The organism is Pseudomonas sp. CG7 (assembly GCF_023701885.1).
Classification (GTDB): Bacteria; Pseudomonadota; Gammaproteobacteria; order Pseudomonadales; family Pseudomonadaceae; genus Aquipseudomonas; species Aquipseudomonas zanjanensis.
The window spans coordinates 1-19,816 of the sequence record NZ_JABAEE010000099.1 but is presented as its reverse complement, the minus strand read 5'-3'; the positions used below and the strand labels follow the sequence as shown (position 1 = coordinate 19,816).

Annotated in this window: 23 protein-coding genes and 1 pseudogene; 14 read left to right on the top strand and 10 right to left on the bottom strand. The window is 60.4% G+C overall.

Annotated elements, in window-relative coordinates; translation table 11 throughout:
• Positions 1–159: 159 nt before the first annotated feature.
• On the top strand, positions 160–1,044 hold the full coding sequence (gene rarD / locus HGO40_RS27210) for an EamA family transporter RarD (protein WP_250965554.1): 885 nt from the start codon (positions 160–162) through the stop codon (positions 1,042–1,044).
• 186 nt (positions 1,045–1,230) lie between these two features.
• Here the strand turns inward: rarD and hppD are convergent, their stop codons facing one another.
• Both hppD and HGO40_RS27200 read right to left on the bottom strand, forming a co-directional pair.
• On the bottom strand, positions 1,231–2,307 hold the full coding sequence (hppD, locus tag HGO40_RS27205; RefSeq protein WP_250965553.1) for a 4-hydroxyphenylpyruvate dioxygenase: 1,077 nt from the start codon (positions 2,305–2,307) through the stop codon (positions 1,231–1,233).
• Positions 2,308–2,559: 252 nt separating this feature from the next.
• Positions 2,560–3,504: a DMT family transporter gene (locus HGO40_RS27200; protein ID WP_250965552.1), complete on the bottom strand. Its 945-nt coding sequence runs from the start codon at positions 3,502–3,504 to the stop codon at positions 2,560–2,562.
• Positions 3,505–3,784: 280 nt separating this feature from the next.
• Between HGO40_RS27200 and HGO40_RS27195 the strand changes: the two genes are divergently transcribed.
• The 3 genes and pseudogenes from HGO40_RS27195 (at position 3,785) to HGO40_RS27185 (ending at position 5,516) form a co-directional block, all read left to right on the top strand.
• Positions 3,785–4,648, top strand: a complete 864-nt coding sequence (locus tag HGO40_RS27195; RefSeq protein ID WP_250965551.1) for a LysR family transcriptional regulator — start codon at positions 3,785–3,787, stop codon at positions 4,646–4,648.
• A 42-nt stretch (positions 4,649–4,690) separates the two neighbouring features.
• Positions 4,691–4,927, top strand: a pseudogene (locus tag HGO40_RS27190) (EAL domain-containing protein); the annotation flags it as partial.
• Between the two features lie 223 nt (positions 4,928–5,150).
• Positions 5,151–5,516, top strand: coding sequence for a histone-like nucleoid-structuring protein, MvaT/MvaU family (locus HGO40_RS27185; RefSeq protein ID WP_072411532.1), 366 nt, complete (start codon positions 5,151–5,153; stop codon positions 5,514–5,516).
• Between the two features lie 100 nt (positions 5,517–5,616).
• Here HGO40_RS27185 and HGO40_RS27180 read toward each other — a convergent pair whose 3' ends face one another.
• Positions 5,617–6,144 (bottom strand): DUF4946 domain-containing protein, encoded by a 528-nt coding sequence (locus tag HGO40_RS27180; protein ID WP_250965550.1) that lies wholly within the window; start codon positions 6,142–6,144, stop codon positions 5,617–5,619.
• A 194-nt stretch (positions 6,145–6,338) separates the two neighbouring features.
• Here HGO40_RS27180 and gloA point away from each other — a divergent pair, with 194 nt between their 5' ends.
• A complete protein-coding gene (gene gloA / locus HGO40_RS27175; RefSeq protein WP_250965549.1) occupies positions 6,339–6,860 on the top strand; it encodes a lactoylglutathione lyase in 522 nt (173 codons plus the stop codon).
• A 417-nt stretch (positions 6,861–7,277) separates the two neighbouring features.
• Here gloA and ahpF read toward each other — a convergent pair whose 3' ends face one another.
• The 4 genes from ahpF to galU form a co-directional block, all read right to left on the bottom strand.
• Entirely contained in the window at positions 7,278–8,840 is a 1,563-nt protein-coding gene (gene ahpF / locus HGO40_RS27170) for an alkyl hydroperoxide reductase subunit F (RefSeq protein WP_250965548.1), read from the bottom strand.
• 125 nt (positions 8,841–8,965) lie between these two features.
• On the bottom strand, positions 8,966–9,529 hold the full coding sequence (gene ahpC / locus HGO40_RS27165) for an alkyl hydroperoxide reductase subunit C (RefSeq protein ID WP_250965547.1): 564 nt from the start codon (positions 9,527–9,529) through the stop codon (positions 8,966–8,968).
• A gap of 283 nt (positions 9,530–9,812) precedes the next feature.
• Complete coding sequence (gorA, locus tag HGO40_RS27160) at positions 9,813–11,168, bottom strand: glutathione-disulfide reductase (RefSeq protein WP_250965546.1); 1,356 nt, start codon at positions 11,166–11,168, stop codon at positions 9,813–9,815.
• Between the two features lie 358 nt (positions 11,169–11,526).
• Positions 11,527–12,366, bottom strand: coding sequence for a UTP--glucose-1-phosphate uridylyltransferase GalU (galU, locus tag HGO40_RS27155; RefSeq protein WP_003182953.1), 840 nt, complete (start codon positions 12,364–12,366; stop codon positions 11,527–11,529).
• 234 nt (positions 12,367–12,600) lie between these two features.
• On the opposite strand from galU, the gene HGO40_RS27150 reads away from it, so the two are divergent.
• Together HGO40_RS27150 and HGO40_RS27145 are read left to right on the top strand one after the other, a co-directional pair.
• The gene (locus tag HGO40_RS27150) at positions 12,601–12,813 is read left to right on the top strand and encodes a hypothetical protein (RefSeq protein WP_250965545.1); all 213 of its coding nucleotides are present in this window, start codon (positions 12,601–12,603) and stop codon (positions 12,811–12,813) included.
• Positions 12,814–12,942: 129 nt separating this feature from the next.
• Positions 12,943–13,224, top strand: coding sequence for a hypothetical protein (locus HGO40_RS27145; RefSeq protein WP_250965544.1), 282 nt, complete (start codon positions 12,943–12,945; stop codon positions 13,222–13,224).
• A gap of 13 nt (positions 13,225–13,237) precedes the next feature.
• On the opposite strand, the gene HGO40_RS27140 is transcribed toward HGO40_RS27145, so the two are convergent.
• Together HGO40_RS27140 and HGO40_RS27135 are read right to left on the bottom strand one after the other, a co-directional pair.
• Positions 13,238–13,468 carry a hypothetical protein gene (locus HGO40_RS27140; RefSeq protein ID WP_186709307.1) on the bottom strand — a complete coding sequence of 77 codons (231 nt, stop codon included), beginning with the start codon at positions 13,466–13,468 and terminating at the stop codon, positions 13,238–13,240.
• 110 nt (positions 13,469–13,578) lie between these two features.
• Positions 13,579–13,929: a hypothetical protein gene (locus HGO40_RS27135; RefSeq protein WP_250965543.1), complete on the bottom strand. Its 351-nt coding sequence runs from the start codon at positions 13,927–13,929 to the stop codon at positions 13,579–13,581.
• Between the two features lie 202 nt (positions 13,930–14,131).
• Between HGO40_RS27135 and HGO40_RS27130 the strand changes: the two genes are divergently transcribed.
• The 5 genes from HGO40_RS27130 (at position 14,132) to ada (ending at position 17,473) form a co-directional block, all read left to right on the top strand.
• Positions 14,132–14,434 carry a DUF1883 domain-containing protein gene (locus HGO40_RS27130; protein WP_003182962.1) on the top strand — a complete coding sequence of 101 codons (303 nt, stop codon included), beginning with the start codon at positions 14,132–14,134 and terminating at the stop codon, positions 14,432–14,434.
• A 28-nt stretch (positions 14,435–14,462) separates the two neighbouring features.
• Entirely contained in the window at positions 14,463–14,633 is a 171-nt protein-coding gene (locus HGO40_RS27125) for a hypothetical protein (protein WP_250965542.1), read from the top strand.
• Positions 14,634–14,925: 292 nt separating this feature from the next.
• A complete protein-coding gene (locus tag HGO40_RS27120; protein ID WP_250965541.1) occupies positions 14,926–15,645 on the top strand; it encodes a 2OG-Fe(II) oxygenase in 720 nt (239 codons plus the stop codon).
• Positions 15,632–16,312, top strand: coding sequence for a DNA oxidative demethylase AlkB (alkB, locus tag HGO40_RS27115; protein WP_250965540.1), 681 nt, complete (start codon positions 15,632–15,634; stop codon positions 16,310–16,312). Before HGO40_RS27120 ends, alkB begins: the two co-directional genes overlap by 14 nt.
• 87 nt (positions 16,313–16,399) lie before the next feature.
• Positions 16,400–17,473 carry a bifunctional DNA-binding transcriptional regulator/O6-methylguanine-DNA methyltransferase Ada gene (gene ada, locus HGO40_RS27110; RefSeq protein ID WP_250965539.1) on the top strand — a complete coding sequence of 358 codons (1,074 nt, stop codon included), beginning with the start codon at positions 16,400–16,402 and terminating at the stop codon, positions 17,471–17,473.
• Here the strand turns inward: ada and HGO40_RS27105 are convergent.
• Positions 17,437–17,925: a GyrI-like domain-containing protein gene (locus tag HGO40_RS27105; RefSeq protein ID WP_250965538.1), complete on the bottom strand. Its 489-nt coding sequence runs from the start codon at positions 17,923–17,925 to the stop codon at positions 17,437–17,439. The two genes, ada and HGO40_RS27105, sit on opposite strands and share 37 nt — an antisense overlap.
• Positions 17,926–18,074: 149 nt before the next feature.
• On the opposite strand from HGO40_RS27105, the gene HGO40_RS27100 reads away from it, so the two are divergent.
• The gene (locus HGO40_RS27100) at positions 18,075–19,145 is read left to right on the top strand and encodes an NAD(P)H-dependent flavin oxidoreductase (RefSeq protein WP_250965537.1); all 1,071 of its coding nucleotides are present in this window, start codon (positions 18,075–18,077) and stop codon (positions 19,143–19,145) included.
• Positions 19,146–19,623: 478 nt separating this feature from the next.
• On the top strand, positions 19,624–19,816 hold a 193-nt coding region (locus tag HGO40_RS27095), incomplete at its 3' end, for a substrate-binding domain-containing protein (RefSeq protein ID WP_353050739.1).

Sequence of the window (19,816 nt, the reverse complement as noted above, 5' to 3'; positions counted from 1 at the left end):
CTAACCCTGCCCGGACCGGGTGGGCCGGGCGCCTGCACCCGCTGGCGGGCGCAGCGGCCGCTCTTTTCCGGGGGCCGCTGCGCGACCCAGCGGGAGCAAGCTCCCTCGCCACATGTACCCTCACCATCGGTTTTCCAGCCCCCATAATAAGAGGCCTCAGTGTCCAAAGGCATCGCTCTATCGGTCTCGGCCTCTGTGCTGTTCGCCGTCATGTATTACTACACCTCGTTGCTCACGCCACTGACCGGCCTGGAGATTTTCGGTTGGCGGATGTTGCTGACGATGCCGTGCATGACCGCGTTCATGTTGATTTCCCGTGAATGGAAGCTCGTTTCGGATCTTGTTGCACGCTTGATCACCACACCGCGCTTGCTGCTGGGCGCGATAGCGTCATCGGCCTTGATGGGCGCACAACTGTGGCTGTTCATGTGGGCGCCGCTCAACGGCTACAGCCTGGACGTATCGCTGGGGTACTTCCTGTTGCCGCTGTCGATGGTCCTGACCGGGCGGCTCGTCTATGGCGAGCGCCTTTCCTATCTGCAGAAAGTCGCGGTGTTCTTCGCCACCCTCGGCGTGTTCAACGAGTTGTACCAAGTGGGTGGGTTTTCCTGGGCAACCTTGCTGGTGGTGATCGGCTATCCGATCTATTTCATCCTGCGCAAACGCATCAAGACCGACAACCTCGGCGGGCTCTGGCTGGACATGACATTGATGCTGCCATTGGCACTCTGGTTCGTGCAGAGCGGTGAACAGGGCTTCGGCGTCTTCGATCAGTACCCGTGGCTGTCGCTGCTGATCCCGATTCTGGGTGTCATCAGTGCTTCGGCGCTGGTGTCCTACATCGTCGCCAGCCGTCTGCTGCCATTCAGCCTGTTCGGCTTGTTGAGCTATGTGGAACCGGTGTTGCTGCTGGGGGTTGCGCTGCTGCTGGGGGAAAGCATCAAGGCCGAGGAATGGCTGACCTATATCCCCATTTGGATGGCGGTGGCGGTACTGGTGTTCGAAGGATTCAAGCACTTGGTACGGCAGCGGCGCCGAACTTGACGTCACCGCCAAACCCTGTGGGAGCGAGCCTGCTCGCGATAGCGGTGGGCCAGTTTGCATCCATGTTGAATGTGCCGCCGTCATCGCGAGCAGGCTCGCTCCCACAGATGTACTTTGTATGGGTACGGGCAATAAAAAACCCGCCTAGCATCACTGCCGGGCGGGCTTTTTTTCATGGGTCAGGCCTTACTCGGTCGCGAGCACGCCACGACGCACCTGATCACGCTCGATCGACTCGAACAGCGCCTTGAAGTTGCCTTCGCCAAAACCATCGTCGCCCTTGCGCTGGATGAACTCGAAGAACACCGGCCCCATCAGGGTTTCCGAGAAGATCTGCAGCAGCAGGCGCTTATCACCCTGCTCGGAAGCACCGTCCAGCAGGATGCCTCGCGATTGCAGTTCATCCACCGGTTCGCCGTGGTTCGGCAGGCGGCCTTCGAGCATTTCGTAGTAAGTGTCCGGCGGCGCGGTCATGAAGCGCATGCCGATGCTTTTCAACTGGTCCCAGGTCTTGATCAGGTCATCGGTGAGGAAGGCCACGTGCTGTATGCCTTCGCCGTTGAACTGCATCAGGAACTCTTCGATCTGCCCGGCGCCCTTGGACGATTCTTCGTTCAACGGGATGCGGATCATGCCATCCGGCGCGGTCATGGCCTTGGAGGTCAGGCCGGTGTATTCGCCCTTGATGTCGAAGTAGCGGATCTCACGGAAGTTGAACAATTTCTCGTAGAAACCGGCCCAGTAGGCCATGCGCCCGCGGTAAACGTTGTGGGTCAGGTGGTCGATGATCTTCAGGCCCGCCCCCACCGGGTTGCGATCAACGCCCTCGATGAACACGAAGTCGATGTCATAGATCGAGCTGCCTTCGCCAAAACGGTCGATCAGGTACAGCGGCGCGCCGCCGATGCCCTTGATGGCCGGCAGGTTCAGCTCCATCGGGCCGGTCTCGATGTGGATCGGCTGGGCGCCGAGTTCCAGGGCGCGCTTGTAGGCCAGCTGCGAATCCTTGACCCGGAACGCCATGCCGCACACCGACGGGCCGTGCTCGGCAGCGAAGTACGAAGCGACGCTGTGGGGTTCGTTGTTGAGGATCAGGTTGATCGCGCCCTGGCGATACAGGTGCACGTTCTTGGACCGGTGGGTGGCCACCTTGGTGAAGCCCATGATCTCGAAGATCGGCTCCAGGGTGTTGGGGGTCGGGGATGCGAACTCAATGAATTCGAAGCCCATCAGGCCCATGGGGTTTTCGTATAGATCTGCCATGTCGGCGCCTCATCATGCGGGTCAATTAACAAAAAAAACGTTAGTTGCAGGCAGTGCTGAGGGCACGGGGCGGCGCGCAGGAAATGCCACGAACGCTGCGGGCGAGGAAATCGCCGTAGATCAGTTGAAACCCAAGTATCTTCATTGTCGACCCAAGGCTCTTGCGGGCGAGGCTTCTGCTGCCAGAAGACGTTATTCTTATATGCGTAAATCAATTCTACACAGCGTAACCGAATTTGTCCGCCTCCTGTATCAAATCGCCTTTTCCTTCGACCGCGCAAGGGGTTTGTTGCACAGGAAGATGCCCAGCAGGATCACGGCCCCACCGACGCACATCAACGCCGTGAGCCGTTCGTCCAGCAACAGCGCGCCCAGCAGCACCGCCGTCAGCGGATTGAGCGCGATGAACACGCCGGAGCGGGTCGCGCCGATCCGACGAATGCCGTCGTACCAGGCGATATAAGCCAGGGCCGAGCCCAGCACGCCGAGGTACAACAGGCTCAGCCATTGCTTAACGTCCAGCCCGCCCAGGGCTTGGAGACGAATCTCCCCCGCCGCCGCGCAGGCCAGCCACAACATCAGCGTGCCCAGCAGAATCGACCAGGTCACGGTCTGCAAGGGGCCGAGGCATTCGTTGAGTTTTTTCGAAAACAGCGAATAGATCCCCCAGCCCAGCACACAGCCAAAAATCAGCAGGTCGCCGATCCAGGCCTGCGCCGCGCCTTGTAACAAGGACGGATCACGACTGACGATCACCAATCCCGCCCCGCCGATGCACAGCACGATGCCCGCCACTTTCAAGCGGCCCAGCCGTTCCTTGAACAGCCACCAGGACGCCAGCCCGATCACCGCCGGATTCAACGCCACGATCAGCGAAGCCCGGGATGCATTGATGTATTGCAACCCATAGAAGAAACACAGGTTATAGAAAAAGATCCCGAAGAACCCCAGCGCAGCCAGCTGCAGCCCTTGCTTCACACTGGGCCGGACCAGCGGAATCCCGGCCAACGCGAGAAACACCAGCAGCGCGATGCTAGCCAGCAGGAAACGCAGGCTGGCGGCAAACATCGGTGCCAGGGCATTGGAAAGGATCCGGCCGGACACGAAGGTTCCGCCCCAGATCATGGTGACCATGGCGAGCTTCAGGTAGACCGGCAGGTCCGACGGGGTTGGGACGGCTTGTTCGAGGGTTTTCATGGTTTCACCACATTGAAATGAGACGAATGACCTGTGGCGAGGGAGCTTGCTCCCGCTGGGCCCTGTAGGAGCTATCGAGTGCAACGAGGCTGCGATCTTTCCCCAGACACTTGAATCCCAAGCGAAAGATCAAAAGATCGCAGGCTTCGCCAGCTCCTACACAGTCCAGCGGGAGCAAGTTCCCTCGCCACGGAAAAGCGCCTGGGCCACGGTTCCGTGTACGGTTGGGATGCCGTATTGTTCGGCTCATGTCCGATCATCGTAAAATGAGCAATCCCTCATGACCCTCACCCAACTCGAAATCTTCTCCCTGGTCGCCGAGCTGCGTGGTTTCACCGCTGCGGCCACGCGCTTGGGTATTGGTCAATCCGCGGTGTCCCACGCCATCAAATCCCTGGAACAAGAGCTGGGCGTGGAATTGCTCAGGCGGCATCAGTCGGTGGTGGAGCTCAGCGATATTGGCCAGCAATTGCTGCTGCGGGCCCGGGCCATGCTCGGGCTGGCGAACACCTTGCGCCAGGAAGCCGCCGATGCCCGGGGCATGCGCCGGGGCACGTTGCGCATCGGCTCGTTCGGGCCGACGTCATCGATGAAACTGCTGCCCGGGATCCTGCGGCGCTATCGAGCCTTGCACCCCGGCATCGAAGTGCACATCGATGAAGGGCCCGACAGGCAGGTGGTCCAATGGTTGGACGAACGGCGGATCGATGTCGGTTTCGTGGTGCTGCCCGAGGAGCGTTTCGATACGTACATGCTCATGGAAGATCAGATGGTCGCCCTGCTGCCCACCGCACACCCCCTCGCCGCCCAGGCCAGCCTAAGCCTTGCGGACCTGTGCAACGACCCCTTCGTGCTCACCGAGGCGGGATCGTCGGAGCTGGTCACGCGCCTGTTCAATGCCGCCCGGCTGACACCGAACGTGCGTTTGCGTTGCTCGCAATTGCTCAGCACCCTGGATGTTGTCAGGCGTGGCGAGGCGGTAAGCGTGGTGTCCGAAGGGTCATTGCCAGATGACAAGAACCCTGGTTACGTCACCAGGCCCTTGTCGCCCCGGGTGCCGCGCCAGATCGGCCTGGCGGTATTGGACAGCCGCCCGGCCTCGCCCGCCACCCTGGCGTTTATCGAACTGGCCCGGCAGTCATGAGCCCGGCATCAAACCTGGGGGAGCCTGGCATTGAACCTGTGGGAGCAAAGCTTGCTCGCGATGATCGGTGCCGACGCCCTGTCGCGCCACCTCCTTGATAGCATCATCGAACTGTCGGGCAAGTTGGACTTGGACAGGGTGGCCGAGGGCGTCGAAACCGTCGATCAACGCGACTACCTGAGCACAAATGGGGTGAACTTTCTGCAGGGTTATCTATTTGGTCGCCCCATTAGCGGGCAGGCATTCGCTGAGGCGTTGACCGGCACTAATGGCAGTTAACTGCCGTCGATCTATTGACGACGACCTGCCCATTGATAAAACGTTTGCTGTTGTTACATAACGAAAAAGTTACGATTTACACTTTCCGGATTAACTACTACAATTTTTCTACCTGTGCCACATAACAGGAGAGAGTCATTAACACCGAGTCGCTTCAAGGCGCTTGGCTTATAGCTTTGTTTGCGGTTGGTATCAGCCAAATATTTTGATTGGAGTAATCATTTTGTCCAGACTCGCTGAATTTCGTGCAGCCGAAAAGGCCCTTCAAGAACAGCTCAAGCAGCTGGAATCACTGAAGAACGATGCCGGGCTCAAGAAGGAAATCGAATTCGAGGAAAAGCTCCAGGGACTGATGAAAACCTACGGCAAGAACCTGCGCGACATCGTCGCGATCCTCGACCCGAACCCGTCCAAGGCAAGCCTGCAGTCGACCAAGCCTACCAAGACCCGTCGTGCGCGCGTGGTGAAGGTTTACCAGAACCCCCACACCGGTGAGTTGATCGAGACCAAGGGCGGCAATCACCGCGGCCTGAAAGCCTGGAAAGAACAATACGGTGCAGCGACTGTTGATTCTTGGTTGCGGGGTTGACAGTGCGTTGACAGCCCAAGCCAAAAAGCCCTGAATATTCAGGGCTTTTTTATGGACTAAACTTTAGGGTTAACCCCTTTGGGGTATTACGTTGAAGGCATCATAGTTTCAAACTGTTTCGCACCGACTGTATTTCATCCTGGCTTTCAACAAACGCCTGCGCCTGCCCGGCATAGGACAGCACATAAGCCTTGCCCTCATTTAGTGCCGCGACGAGTGCCTGAGACAATACATGTCGTCCGTTTTGCGTGATCGTGCAAGTGGTTTCCAATGCAGTTACGCCACCCAACATGGAAGCATGCACCTTAGTGCATACACTTTGATAACCGCCCCGGAAAAAATCCTTCTGGATTGATTTGCGCATTTCCAGCAACACGCCTTGCAAGTTGACCTGGTGATCGGGGGCGACCGGGGTCGTGGTCAGCTCCAAGACCATCACGGCATTGCCAGCCGGATCACTCTTGGTGGCCCGTTGGCGCAGGGTTCCCGGGGCTGCCGAGGACAATGCCTCTGCGGGCAGCGGTTCGACGACCCAGCCCTGGGGCCAGGTAATTTGCGGTTCGGACGCCTGGACGCCGCCGATACTCACCAGCAGCAGGACAAACAGCGAAAGGAACGGTCGAATCATTGCGTTGGTACTCAAGAACGAAGCGTGAAGTCTGAAGGCCGAGGCAGAACCAGGCAATAGCCACGGGCGGTTTGGCGGCGCCACGTCCCTTGCGTATCATGGGCGTAGCTGCAAGGAAGCCGTTGACGCAAGCCCAGGAACCGTCGCGACCATGCTTGCGACGCCGTTTGCCCCACTTTTTTCCCGGAGGGCCCATGAGCCTGCACGAACTCAATACTTTCCCTGGCGTCACCGCCCAACCTGACGCCGCCACGGCCCAGTTCGTCTTCAACCACACCATGCTGCGAGTCAAGGACATCACCCAGTCCCTGGATTTCTACACCCGCGTGCTAGGTTTCTCGCTGGTGGAAAAGCGCGACTTCCCGGAAGCCGAATTCAGCCTGTATTTCCTGGCGTTGGTGGACAAGCACCAGATCCCGGCGGACGCGGCAGCGCGTACCGAATGGATGAAGTCGATCCCTGGCATCCTGGAACTGACCCACAACCACGGCACCGAAAGCGACCCGGCGTTCGCCTACCATAACGGCAACACCGCCCCTCGCGGCTTCGGCCATATCTGCATCTCGGTACCGGACGTCGTCGCAGCCTGCGAGCGCTTCGAAGCACTGGGCTGCAACTTCCAGAAACGCCTGAGCGACGGTCGCATGAAAAGCCTGGCCTTCATCAAGGACCCGGATGGCTACTGGGTCGAGATCATCCAGCCTGCGCCGTTGTAAATCCACAGCAGGATCACAAGTTCTACAACCACATCAGCCCCCTTGTGGGAGCCAATGCTGTTCACTTGAGGCAATCGACAAACCCGTGGCGAGGGAGCTTGCTCCCGCTGGGCCGCGAAGCGGCCCCAAAACCTGCCATGTGCGGCGTATCAGACACACCGCCCCCGCCGGTTTACGACTGCTTCGCAGCCGAGCGGGAGCAAGCTCCCTCGCCACAGGGTCAGCATTTTTCTTAAGTGAACGGCATTACCTTGTGGGAGCGAGCTTGCTCGCGATGGCGGTCTGTCTGGCACATCAATATTGAATGGGCTGCAGCTATCGCGAGCAAGCTCGCTCCCACAGGAGAATGCGTGATTCGAATAAAAAACCCCATGAGCCAATGGCTCATGGGGTTTTGTGTTTTCCGCTATCGGTTGTTCAGGCCGGCGCGGAGGTGCGGATCAGGTGATCGAAGGCACTCAGGGAAGCCTTGGCGCCCTCGCCCACGGCGATCACGATCTGTTTGTACGGCACGGTGGTCACGTCACCGGCGGCGAACACGCCAGGGATCGAGGTTTCGCCACGGGCATCGACGATGATCTCGCCACGGGGTGACAACTCAACGGTGCCCTTGAGCCAATCGGTGTTAGGCAACAGGCCGATCTGCACGAAGATCCCCTCCAGCGCCACGTCGCGCACTTCACCGCTCGGACGATCCTTGTAGCGCAAGCCGTTGACCTTCTGGCCATCACCCGTCACTTCGGTGGTCTGGGCGTTGGTGATCACCGTCACGTTCGGCAGGCTGTGCAGCTTGCGCTGCAACACCGCGTCGGCACGTAATTGCACATCGAACTCCAGCAAGGTGACGGGGGCGACGATACCGGCCAGGTCGATCGCCGCTTCGACGCCGGAGTTACCGCCGCCAATCACCGCCACGCGCTTGCCCTTGAACAGCGGGCCGTCGCAGTGCGGGCAGTATGCCACGCCCTTGTTGCGGTATTGCTGCTCGCCCGGCACGTTCATTTCGCGCCAGCGGGCACCGGTCGCCAGGATCACGGTCTTGGCCTTGAGGCTCGCACCGCTGGCGAACTTGATTTCATGCAGCCCGCCGTCCTTGCCCGGCACCAGGCCGTCGGCACGTTGCAGGTTCATGATGTCCACGTCGTACTGCTTGACGTGCTCTTCCAGGGCGACGGCCAGTTTCGGCCCTTCGGTTTCCTGGACCGAGATGAAGTTCTCGATGGCCATGGTGTCCAGCACCTGGCCACCGAAACGTTCGGCCGCCACACCGGTGCGAATGCCTTTACGGGCCGCGTAGATCGCCGCCGAAGCGCCGGCCGGGCCACCGCCGACCACCAGCATATCAAAGGCGTCCTTGGCGCTGATTTTCTCGGCCTGGCGTTCGATACCGCTGGTATCGATCTTGGCGAGAATCTCTTCCAGGCCCATGCGGCCCTGGCCAAAGTTCACGCCGTTCAGGTAAATGCTGGGCACAGCCATGATCTGGCGCTCATCGACTTCGGCCTGGAACAGCGCGCCGTCGATGGCGACGTGGCGAATGTTCGGATTCAGCACCGCCATCAGGTTCAGCGCCTGGACCACGTCCGGGCAGTTCTGGCACGACAGCGAGAAATACGTCTCGAAGTTGAACTCGCCTTCAAGGGCGCGGATCTGTTCAATGACTTCGACACTGGCCTTCGACGGGTGGCCACCGACTTGCAGCAGGGCCAGCACCAGCGAAGTGAATTCATGCCCCATGGGAATGCCGGCGAAACGCAGGCTGATATCGGCTCCCGGGCGGTTCAACGAAAACGAAGGCTTGCGCGCATCGGTGCCGTTGTCGAGCAAAGTAATCTGGTGGGAAAGACTGGCAACGTCTTGGAGTAACGCGAGCATTTCCTGGGATTTCGCACCGTCGTCGAGGGAGGCGACGATCTCGATCGGCTGGGTGACCCGTTCCAGGTATGACTTCAACTGAGCTTTAAGATTGGCGTCCAACATACGGGCGATTTCCATTTTTTTGAATTTCAGAAAAAACAACGCCCGAGCGAATCTCGCCCGGGCGTTTTGTGGGGCGAAGCGGCTTACTTGATTAAGAGCGGATCGCCCGCGGATGACTCACAGGTTTAGATCTTGCCGACCAGGTCCAGGGACGGAGCCAGGGTGGCCTCGCCTTCTTTCCACTTGGCTGGGCAGCCTTCGCCTGGGTGAGCGGCAACGTACTGAGCGGCCTTGATCTTGCGCAGCAGCTCGGAAGCGTCACGGCCTACACCGCCGTCGTTGATTTCAACGATCTTGATCTGGCCTTCCGGGTTGATCACGAAAGTACCGCGGTCAGCCAGGCCGACTTCTTCGATCAGCACGTCGAAGTTGCGGGAGATGACGTGGGTCGGGTCGCCGATCATGGTGTACTGGATCTTGCCGATGGCTGGCGAAGTGTTGTGCCAGGCCGCGTGGGCAAAGTGAGTGTCGGTGGAAACGCTGTAGATCTCGACGCCCAGTTTCTGGAATTCGGCGTAGTTATCGGCCAGGTCTTCCAGTTCGGTTGGGCAGACGAAGGTGAAGTCAGCCGGGTAAAAGAACACGACAGACCACTTGCCTTTCAGGTCGGCGTCCGACACTTCGACGAAAGCGCCGTTTTTGAAAGCGGTGGCGTTGAACGGTTTGACTTGGCTGTTGATGATAGGCATCGATGTTTCTCCGTCAGGGGTTGAAAAGTTGATGGAGAGGATCTTACCCACTCATCTCCAGGCTGGCTCATTGGCAAACCTGATGCGAATGATTGGTTTTGGCTATCAGGAATCTATATAGATAGAAGAAATCTGTAGGGCCGTGTAGGAGCTGTCGAGTGCAACGAGGCTGCGATCTTTTGATCTTGATCTTTCGCTTGGGACTCAAGCGTTTGGGGAAAGATCGCAGCCTCGTTGCACTCGACAGCTCCTACATAGCTTCTATGCAGCGTATAAAGCTGCGTCAGGCGGCGGGGGTACGCATCGTCACGAATTCTTCGGCGGCAGTTGGGTGCACGCCGATGGTTTCGTCGAAGTCGCGCTTGGTAGCGCCGGCCTTGAGAGCGATGGCCAAGCCTTGGACGATTTCCCCGGCGTCCGGTCCAACCATGTGGCAGCCCAAGACTTTATCGGTATTGGCATCGACGACCAGTTTCATCAAGGTGCGTTCCTGGCAGTCGGTGAGGGTCAGCTTCATCGGCCGGAAACGGCTTTCAAAAATTTGTACCTCATGCCCCTCCTCCCGGGCCTGCTCTTCGGTCAGGCCCACCGTGCCGATGTTCGGCAGGCTGAACACGGCGGTGGGGATCATCCGGTAATCCACCAGGCGATACTGCTCGGGCTTGAACAGCCGCCGTGCCACCGCCATGCCTTCGGCCAGGGCCACGGGCGTAAGCTGCACACGGCCGATCACATCGCCAATGGCCAGGATCGACGGTTCAGTGGTCTCGTATTTTTCGTTGACCTGCACGAAGCCTTTTTCGTCCAGCTTGACGCCCGTGTTTTCCAGCCCAAGGTTGTCCAGCATCGGCCGTCGGCCCGTGGCGTAGAACACACAATCGGTCGACAGCGTGCGACCGTCCTTGAGCGTCACCTTGAGGCTGCCGTCCGCTTCTTTATCGATGCTCTGGATGTCGGCGTTGAATTGCAGATCCAGGCCACGACGTTGCAGCTCTTCAGCCAGATGCTTGCGCACGGCGCCGTCGAAGCCACGCAGGAACAAGTCACCGCGATAGAGCAAGGACGTCTGCGCGCCCATGCCATGGAAAATCCCGGCGAATTCAACGGCAATGTAGCCGCCGCCCACCACCAGCATGCGCTTGGGCAACGTCTTGAGGAAAAACGCCTCGTTGGAACTGATGGCCTGCTCGCGACCTGGAATGTCAGGGATTACCGGCCAGCCGCCCGTGGCGATCATGATGTGTTCGGCGGTGTAGCGCTGGCCGTTGATCTCGACTTCGTGCGGGACGCTGATCCTGGCGTGGCCTTCATGCAACGTCACGCCACTGTTGACCAGCAGGTTACGGTAGATACCGTTGAGGCGATTGATCTCGCGGTCCTTGTTGGCGATCAACGTGGCCCAGTCGAAACTCGCCTCGCCCGCCGTCCAGCCATAGGCCGATGCCTGCTCGAAGTCCTCGGCGTAATGCGCGCCGTAGACCAGCAGCTTTTTCGGCACGCAGCCCACGTTCACGCAGGTCCCGCCCAGGTAGCGGCTTTCCGCCACGGCCACCTTGGCCCCGAAACCGGCGGCGACCCGCGCAGCCAGCACGCCACCGGAACCGGCGCCAATCACATACAAGTCAAAATCGTAGGCCATCTTCTATCTCCTTCGGCAGGTCACCAGCATACCTGCTGTTTTCGCCAGAGGCAGCGTTGCGATGGTTATGGGGGCGGAAAATGGAAAAGCCAGTTGGGTTGGATCGAATGGGCAACCTAAGCGCAATTTCTGTGGGAGCGAGCTTGCTCGCGATAGCGTCGGCACATTCGGCACCGATGCAAGCTGACCCACCGCCATCGCGAGCAAGCTCGCTCCCACAGTAGTTTTGGGTGGTCTCAGGATTTTCATACCTCACAGGGTTTTGTTTGTGGGATTGAGGCGTTGCGAGATTTTTCCCCAAGCAAAAAAAAACGCCCCGAACCATTCGGGGCGTTTTTTCAAGGCGTGGCGCGGGCTATCAGTAAGCCTTGCCCGTCTTGTAGAAGTTCTCGAAGCAGAAGTTGGTCGCGTCGATGTAGCCTTCGGCGCCACCGCAGTCAAAACGCTTGCCCTTGAACTTGTAGGCCATGACGCAGCCGTTCTGGGCCTGTTTCATCAGGGCGTCGGTGATCTGGATTTCGCCGCCCTTGCCTGGCTCGGTCTGTTCGATCAGGTCGAAGATGTCCGGGGTCAGGATGTAGCGACCGATGATCGCCAGGTTCGACGGTGCGTCTTCAGGCTTTGGTTTTTCAACCATGCTGTGGACGCGGTAGATGTCGTCGCGGATCATTTCGCCGGCGATCACGCCGTACTTGTTGGTTTCCTGCGGATCGACTTCCTGGATCGCCACGATGGAGCAGCGGAACTGCTTGTACAGCTTGACCATCTGGGTCAGGACGCCGTCGCCTTCGAGGTTGACGCACAGGTCGTCCGCCAGGACCACGGCGAACGGTTCGTCACCGATCAGTGGGCGACCGGTCAGGATTGCGTGGCCCAGGCCTTTCATTTCGGTCTGGCGGGTGTAGGAGAACGAGCACTCATCCAGCAATTTGCGGATGCCGACCAGGTACTTTTCCTTGTCGGTGCCTTTGATCTGGTTTTCCAGCTCGTAGCTGATGTCGAAATGGTCTTCCAGGGCGCGCTTGCCACGGCCAGTCACGATGGAGATTTCAGTCAGACCCGCATCAAGGGCTTCTTCGACGCCGTACTGGATCAGTGGCTTGTTCACCACCGGCAGCATTTCTTTGGGCATGGCTTTAGTCGCTGGCAGGAAGCGAGTACCGTAACCGGCTGCTGGGAACAAGCATTTCTTGATCATATAAGTCCTTGAAAAGGCGGTGTGTACGAGTTTCGGCGCAGTCTAATCAGGCGACGGGCACCTTACAATGCCCGCACTGGCCAACCGGTGCCATCATAGAGAAATAAAAAACGGCGGATAGTTCAATCGCCTTTCGTTTCGATGGCTGCAGCGGTCCACTGTACGCCAGTGAGCGCTGTTTGCGAGCATTTGACGTATCATGGCGGCCTTGATCACGCCAACTGAGGCAGCTAGATGTCGGCAAGAAACGCAAACGGTTATTCGGTCAGCCTGGGCAAGGACGGCCAGTGGTGGATTATCAACTACCACGGCGAGCAGGTCGCCGGCCCCTTGCCCAGCAAGGCCATGGCCGTGGAAGTGGCTGCGGTATTCCAGGACGAACGCGCGGCTCCAGCGACAAAAGAACGCGAAAGCGCCCCCGCCCGCAGCCCCCGCCGCAAGAAATGAGCCGCAGGAAATAAACAGACGAGCCTCTAGTAAATGCCATCCGCGCATCGAACGAGGCTTGTTTAGCTGTACCGCAATGGCCATTCGCTATAACCTCGCCATTGCCCTTCCCTCCTCGATGACGATCCCATGAAAACACTTCTGGCGCTGTTTACAGTCCTGGCCCTGGCGGGCTGTGCCTCGGCCGAAAAAACCTATCTCGATAATGGTGAGCAAGGCTTGGCGATCGACTGTTCGGGCGAGGCCAATTCCTGGGCGACTTGCTATGAAAAGGCCGATGCGTCCTGTGCCGGCACTGGCTACCGCATCGTCGGCACCGACGGCACGCCCCAGGCCAAGGACAGCGAGAAGACCCTGGGCGTCGACGTCGGCAACTTCAGCAGCCGCAGTGTCGTGGTGGTCGGCAAATAAGTTTGCAAAGAAATCAGATGTGGATCTCGGCGAACTTGATGCCCAGCCCACGTATGGTCTCGACCAGGTCATCGAGCTGGCTGAAGGACTCGACTTCGTCCTGCTCATCCACCAGGAAAAAACTGCGCCCGGCGCTTTTCTTGAAGAACACGATCCATTCGCCCGGGCTCGCCGGGTTCTGGATCACGTGGGTAGCAAAGATAAGGCCTTCCGCATGGCGCTCGCGCACCTGCTCGCGTTTCATCGAGTGACTCCATGAATGACAATGCCGCCAACGTTGACCGTGGCGGCATTTTTTGTCGAGGGACAGCAGTTTATCCGATGGCCGGTCCGCTCGTCAGGCGCTGACGGTGTTCAGCCGGAAATGCAGGCGTTGGCTGCATCCTGCACGTCGCCCGGACGCACGGGCACGTTGGACATGCTTTCGTGCAACTTGATGCTGCTACCACTGGAACGCTCGTCAATGTCGAACACTGCCGCTGGCAGGGTCGACAGTTTGCCCGGGATGATCAGCCGCACGCCGTTCTTGTGCGGCTCCATCTGCAGCGAACCACGGCTGCTGGCCAGCTTGTCGGCCACGCACTTGGCATATTCGTGGGGTTTCTTTCCGGAGATGACGCTCATGGTGGGGGGCGTCTGGTTGATGTCCGATACCGATGCACATCCACTCATGGCCAATGCCAACACCCACACGCTGCGCTTCATATGTTTCCTCCAATAAAGATGCTCCGACAGTGCAAACACCGTTTTGCTCCGGGGCCGGACCGCTTTTTTTTCCCGCTACCTGCGATAAATGAACAACGCCTGGCGCGCGGGCCGGATATTAACACTCGGGGCTGATAAACTGCGCCTCATTGCCCCTTGCTATCGTTTTGATTTTGTAGAAAAAGCCCTTCTGGAGGCGCCCATGAAATTCATTCACCAGCGCGAGCACCTGAACGAAGACGACATTGTCGTCATCGAATGCTCGCAGATGTGCAACATCCGTTTGATGAACGACGCCAACTTCCGCAGCTTCAAGAACGGCGGCCGGCACACGTATCACGGTGGCGCGTTCGACACCTTCCCGGCCAGGATCACGGCGCCGAGCACCGGTTTCTGGAACATCACCATCGACACCGTCAACCGCCGTGCAATCAGCGTCACGCGCAAGCCGACCCTGACCCACAAGATCAAGATCATCCGGCGCTCCAGCTCGAAACTGAGCTGAACATCGCCCTTTCAAGAAAGGCAAAACCGTGGCCCAGACGACCAAATACGTCATCAAGTACAAGCTCAACAACGAGCGCCGCTTCGAATTCGCGCAACTGGAAACCGGCACCGAGGAAGAAGCCCTGGCCGCGTTGCAAAAGCTGCACGGCGAGACCGACGATGTGATCAGCGAGGTCAAGGTCAGCAAGGCGCTGTAATGGCTCATCCTGATTGATTTTTGTAGCCACTGGGTGGGCACGATGCTTTTGTGGCGAGGGAGCTTGCTCCCGCTCGGCTCTGTAGGAGCTGTCGAGTGCAACGAGGCTGCGATCTTTCCCCGGACATTTGAGTCTCAAGCGAAAGATCAAGATCAAGATCAAGATCAAAAGATCGCAGGCTTCGCCAGCTCCTACAGAGCCCACAGGGATGGCTGCGCACCGCAAGAATCGGAGTGCCCGGCAACGCCGCACTGCGCAGACTGAACAGTCCTTTCCAACAAGGATTGCCATCATGCCCCCTACGCTTTCCCTGCCCCAACACCTCGTCAACCTGGACTGGCCCACCCTGGAGCACAGTCTCGACCAGGACGGCTGTGCAATCATTCGCAACCTGCTGCCGCCATCGCAATGCCGGCAACTGAGTGGTTTGTACGCCGAACCCAGCCTTTTCCGTTCACGGGTGATCATGGCCCGCCATGGATTCGGGCGCGGTGAGTATCAGTATTTTCGCTATCCGCTACCGGACCTCATCCAACAGCTGCGTCAGTCGCTGTACCCCATGCTGGTGCCGCTGGCGAACCGCTGGAATGAATCCATGGGCCTGGACGTGCGCTACCCCCACAAACACACCGACTTTATCCAGCGCTGCCACGCCGCCGGACAATCGCGCCCCACACCGTTGTTGCTGCAATACGGCCCGCAGGACTACAACTGCCTGCACCAGGATCTGTACGGCGAGCAGCTGTTCCCCTTGCAGGTCGCGATCCTGCTGTCGGAACCGGGCCGGGAGTTTACCGGTGGCGAGTTTGTCCTCACCGAACAACGCCCGCGCATGCAGTCGCGGCCCCTGGTCATGGATCTGAAACAGGGCGATGCGCTGGTGTTTGCTGTGCACCAGCGGCCGGTCAAAGGCGTTCGCGGTTATTATCGGGTGAACATGCGCCATGGCGTCAGCCGCGTGCACAGTGGCAGACGGCACACCCTGGGAATCATTTTTCATGATGCGCAATAACGACACACCGATCACCTTGGACCTGTTCGCCGAGCAGGCGCCCACCCCGCCCGGCCAGGTCGAGCAAGTCGGCCAGCAAGCGTTCGTGCTGCGCGGGTTTGCCCTGCCCTGGCTCGAGCGCTTGCTGCCGGTGCTGGAGAGCGTCTTGCAAGCTGCGCCGTTCCGGCAGATGGTCACGCCCGGCGGCTTTACCATGTCGGTGGCCTTGAGCAGTTGCGGCGCGCTGGGCTGGACCACCGACCGCAGCGGCTATCGCTACACCGCCCATGACCCACAGACCGGCCGCCCCTGGCCCGACATGCCGGCGGTGTTTCGCGAACTGGCCCAGGCTGCCGCCCGCCAGGCGGGGTTCGAGGCGTTCGAGCCCGACGCCTGCCTGATCAACCGCTATGTGCCCGGCGCGCGAATGTCGCTGCACCAGGACAAGAACGAGCGCTCCCTCGACGCCCCCATCGTCTCGATGTCCCTGGGCTTGCCGGCGGTGTTCCAGTTCGGCGGCTTCGCGCGCAGCGACAAAAGCCTGCGCATCCCGCTGTTCCATGGCGACATCGTGGTCTGGGGCGGCGTGGACCGCTTGCGTTACCACGGCGTGCTGCCGCTCAAGGAAGGACAACACCCGCGCCTGGGCGCCCAGCGGATCAACCTGACGTTTCGCACCGCCGGGTGAAGGTGCAGAATTCGACCGCAAGACCCGGAGTGTCGCCCTCTCGCAGGCTGGCTAATGTAGCCAAAACGGGCCAATGGAATAACGACCATGAACAGCACTTCAAACAATCTCGCCGCTGAACAGGATCCTCGCTGGGCCGCCGTGCTCGCCCGCGATCCGCGCGCCGACGGAACATTTGTCTATGGCGTGAAAACCACCGGCATCTACTGCCACCCCAGCAGCCTGTCGCGCCTGCCCAACCCGCGCAACGTCGAATTCTTCGACACGCCGGAACAGGCCCAGGCCGCCGGCTACCGGCCCAGCAAGCGCGTGGCTCGGGACCAGGCCCAGGTCGCCGCCCAACAAGCGGCCCGGGTCGCGGCGGCCTGCCGGCAGATCGAGGCCGCCGAGGCACTCCCCGGCCTGAATGAACTGGCAGACAGCGCCGGCTTGAGTCCCTTCCATTTTCATCGGGTCTTCAAGGCCGTCACCGGCTTGACCCCCAAGGGTTACGCCGCCGCCCACCGCTCACGCAAGGTCCGCGAACGCCTGGCCGATGGCGGCACCATCACCGAGGCGTTGTACGACGCCGGTTTCAATTCCAACAGCCGTTTCTATGAGGCGGCCGACAAGGTGTTGGGCATGAAGCCCGCCGACTACCGCGCCGCCGGGCAGAATACCGACATCCGTTTCGCCGTCGGCCAGTGCTCCCTCGGGGCGATCCTGGTGGCGCAAAGCGAGCGTGGCGTATGCGCGATCCTGCTGGGCGACGATCCGGATACGCTGGTGCGCGACCTGCAGGACAAATTCCGCCGGGCCAACCTCATCGGTGCCGACCGGGAGTTCGAGCAGTTGATCGCCCAAGTGGTGGGCTTCATCGAAGCTCCCGCCTTGGGCCTGGACCTGCCCTTGGACCTGCGCGGTACCGCCTTCCAGGAGCGAGTCTGGCAAGCGTTGCGGGACATCCCCGCCGGCAGCACCGCCAGCTACGCCGAGATCGCCCAGCGCATCGGCATGCCCAAGGCCGTGCGCGCCGTGGCCCAGGCCTGTGGCGCCAACAGCCTGGCGGTGGCGATTCCTTGCCACCGGGTGGTGCGCAGCGACGGCAACCTGTCGGGCTATCGCTGGGGCGTGGAGCGCAAGCGTCAGTTGCTGGCGCTGGAGCGCTCGTCCGGGGATTGAATGCCGATGTAGATCGCCACGGATTCGGGGCCGCTGTAGACCTCGAAATCGGTGGTGAAACGGCGCAGCGTCTGCGGGTTATCGGCGAAGTACGCCCAGATCAGGCCCCAGGTCTGGATCACGCAATCGGGCATCGCCCCCTTGGCCGAAAACACCAGGTAATCCCCGCCCTCGATGTCCACGGCGGGGTAGCCTGCGCTGGTCGCATCCACCTGCACCCCAGCCGTTACGTCGAAGTGGCCGGTGGCGTCGGACTCATAATTGGAATAGACACCGTAGACGAACGACTCCGACTGCCGGGCCGGAATCGTGTCGAACAACCCTTCGGTGAAGAATCGTTGCCACATCGGGCCGATCCTGGCCGTGTCGGGCTGCTGCTCGTCGCTGTTGCGGGTGCGCACCTGCAAACCGGCCACGGTGAAGGGTTCGACAGTCTTGAGTTTCACATCCATGGGTCAGGCTCCTTGATGTATGAAGCCCGCATGGTAACTCTCACGGCGTCGGGATCAAGCGGCGAGTACTCGATTGAAAAACTCGACTGGCCGTCGCCGGCCCACACCTGTTAAAAACGCTGTTTCCTTCTGCCGTCGGAGACCCGTACATGAGCCAGTGGCCAGACACTCGCATTCTTGACTTGCTCGGCATCGAGCTGCCCATCATCCAGGGGCCGTTGGCCGGGGTGACCGGGCCGGCCATGGTGGTCGCGACCTGCAATGCCGGCGGGTTGGGTTCGATGCCGGCGGCGATGCTCGATGTCGAACAACTGCGCCAGGCGCTGACGACCATCCGCGAGCAGACCGACAAACCATTCAATGTGAATTTTTTCGCTCACCAGCCACCGGCCTTCGACGAACAACGGGCCGAGGCCTGGAAGCAACGGCTCAAGCCGTACTACGAGGAATTGGGCGTCGACTTCGACGCACCGACGCCGGTGTCCAACCGCACGCCTTTCGATGATGCAGCCTGCCGGGTGCTGGAGGAGATGCGTCCCAAGGTGGTGAGTTTCCACTTCGGTCTGCCGGAAAAATCCCTGCTGGACCGGGTCAAGGCCACCGGGGCGAAAATCCTATCCTCGGCCACCACCGTCGAGGAAGCAATCTGGCTTGAACAGCACGGTTGCGACGCGATCATCGCCATGGGTTATGAAGCCGGGGGGCATCGCGGGATGTTCCTCAGCGACGACCTCAACACCCAGGTCGGGCTGTTTGCCTTGTTGCCGCAGGTGGTGGATGCGGTGAAGGTGCCGGTGATCGCCACCGGTGGCATTGGCGATGCGCGGGGGATTGTCGCGGCGTTCGCCCTCGGTGCCTCGGCGGTGCAATTGGGCAGCGCCTATCTGTTCACGCCCGAGGCGAAGATCAGCGCGTCCCATCACCGGGCGTTGCGCACGGCCAAGGAAAGCCAGCCCGCCGTCACCAACCTGTTCCCGGGTCGGCCGGCCCGGGGCATCGTCAACCGGGTCATGCGCGAAGTGGGCCCGATGAGTCCGCTGGCCCCAGCGTTCCCCCTGGCCGGGGGCGCGTTGATGCCGCTGCGGGCCAAGGGCGAAGCAGCCTTCAGCAACCTCTGGGCCGGCCAGGCCTTCCCTCTGGGCCGCGAGTTGTCGGCGGCCGAGTTGACGCGGCGGTTGGCCGAGGAGGCATTGGCCCGACTCCACAGGGCGAATGTCTGATCGAGCGCTATCGCGAGCAAGCTCGCTCCCACAGGGGATAGGGGGCAACCGGCAAATCTGGACACACCACCGGACCTGTGGGAGCCGAGCTTGCTCGCGATAGCGGTAGCACATTCAACAGGGATGCAAGCTGATCCACCGCCATCGCGAGCAGGCTCGCTCCCACAGGGAATAGGGGGCAACCGGGAAATCTGGATACACCGCCGGACCTGTGGGAGCCGAGCTTGCTCGCGATAGCGGTAGCATATTCAACAGGGATGCAAGCTGATCCACCGCCATCGCGAGCAAGCTCGGCTCCCACAGGGTTCGGCGGTGAACGTGAATCCGGCTTCCACCCCATGCCTCGTGTGGGAGCGAGCTTGCTCGCGATGGGGCCAGCCCTGGCACCCTCACTGCCCAGGCAAAATGCCGCGTTCCGTTTGTCGGCCATTCGCTATATATTCCGGTATATAGCGAACCCACCCTCGGAGCCTCACCCATGCGCCTCACCTGCTTCGCGCCGTTGCTGTTGATCCCCTTCATGACGATTGGGGCCGTCCAGGCCGCCGAGGTGCAGGTGGCGCGCGCTGCCAATTTCACCGCGCCGATCCAGGCCATCGCCGCCGCTTTCGAAAAAGACACCGGGCATAAACTGGTAGCAGCATACGGCGCCACCGGGCAGTTCTACACGC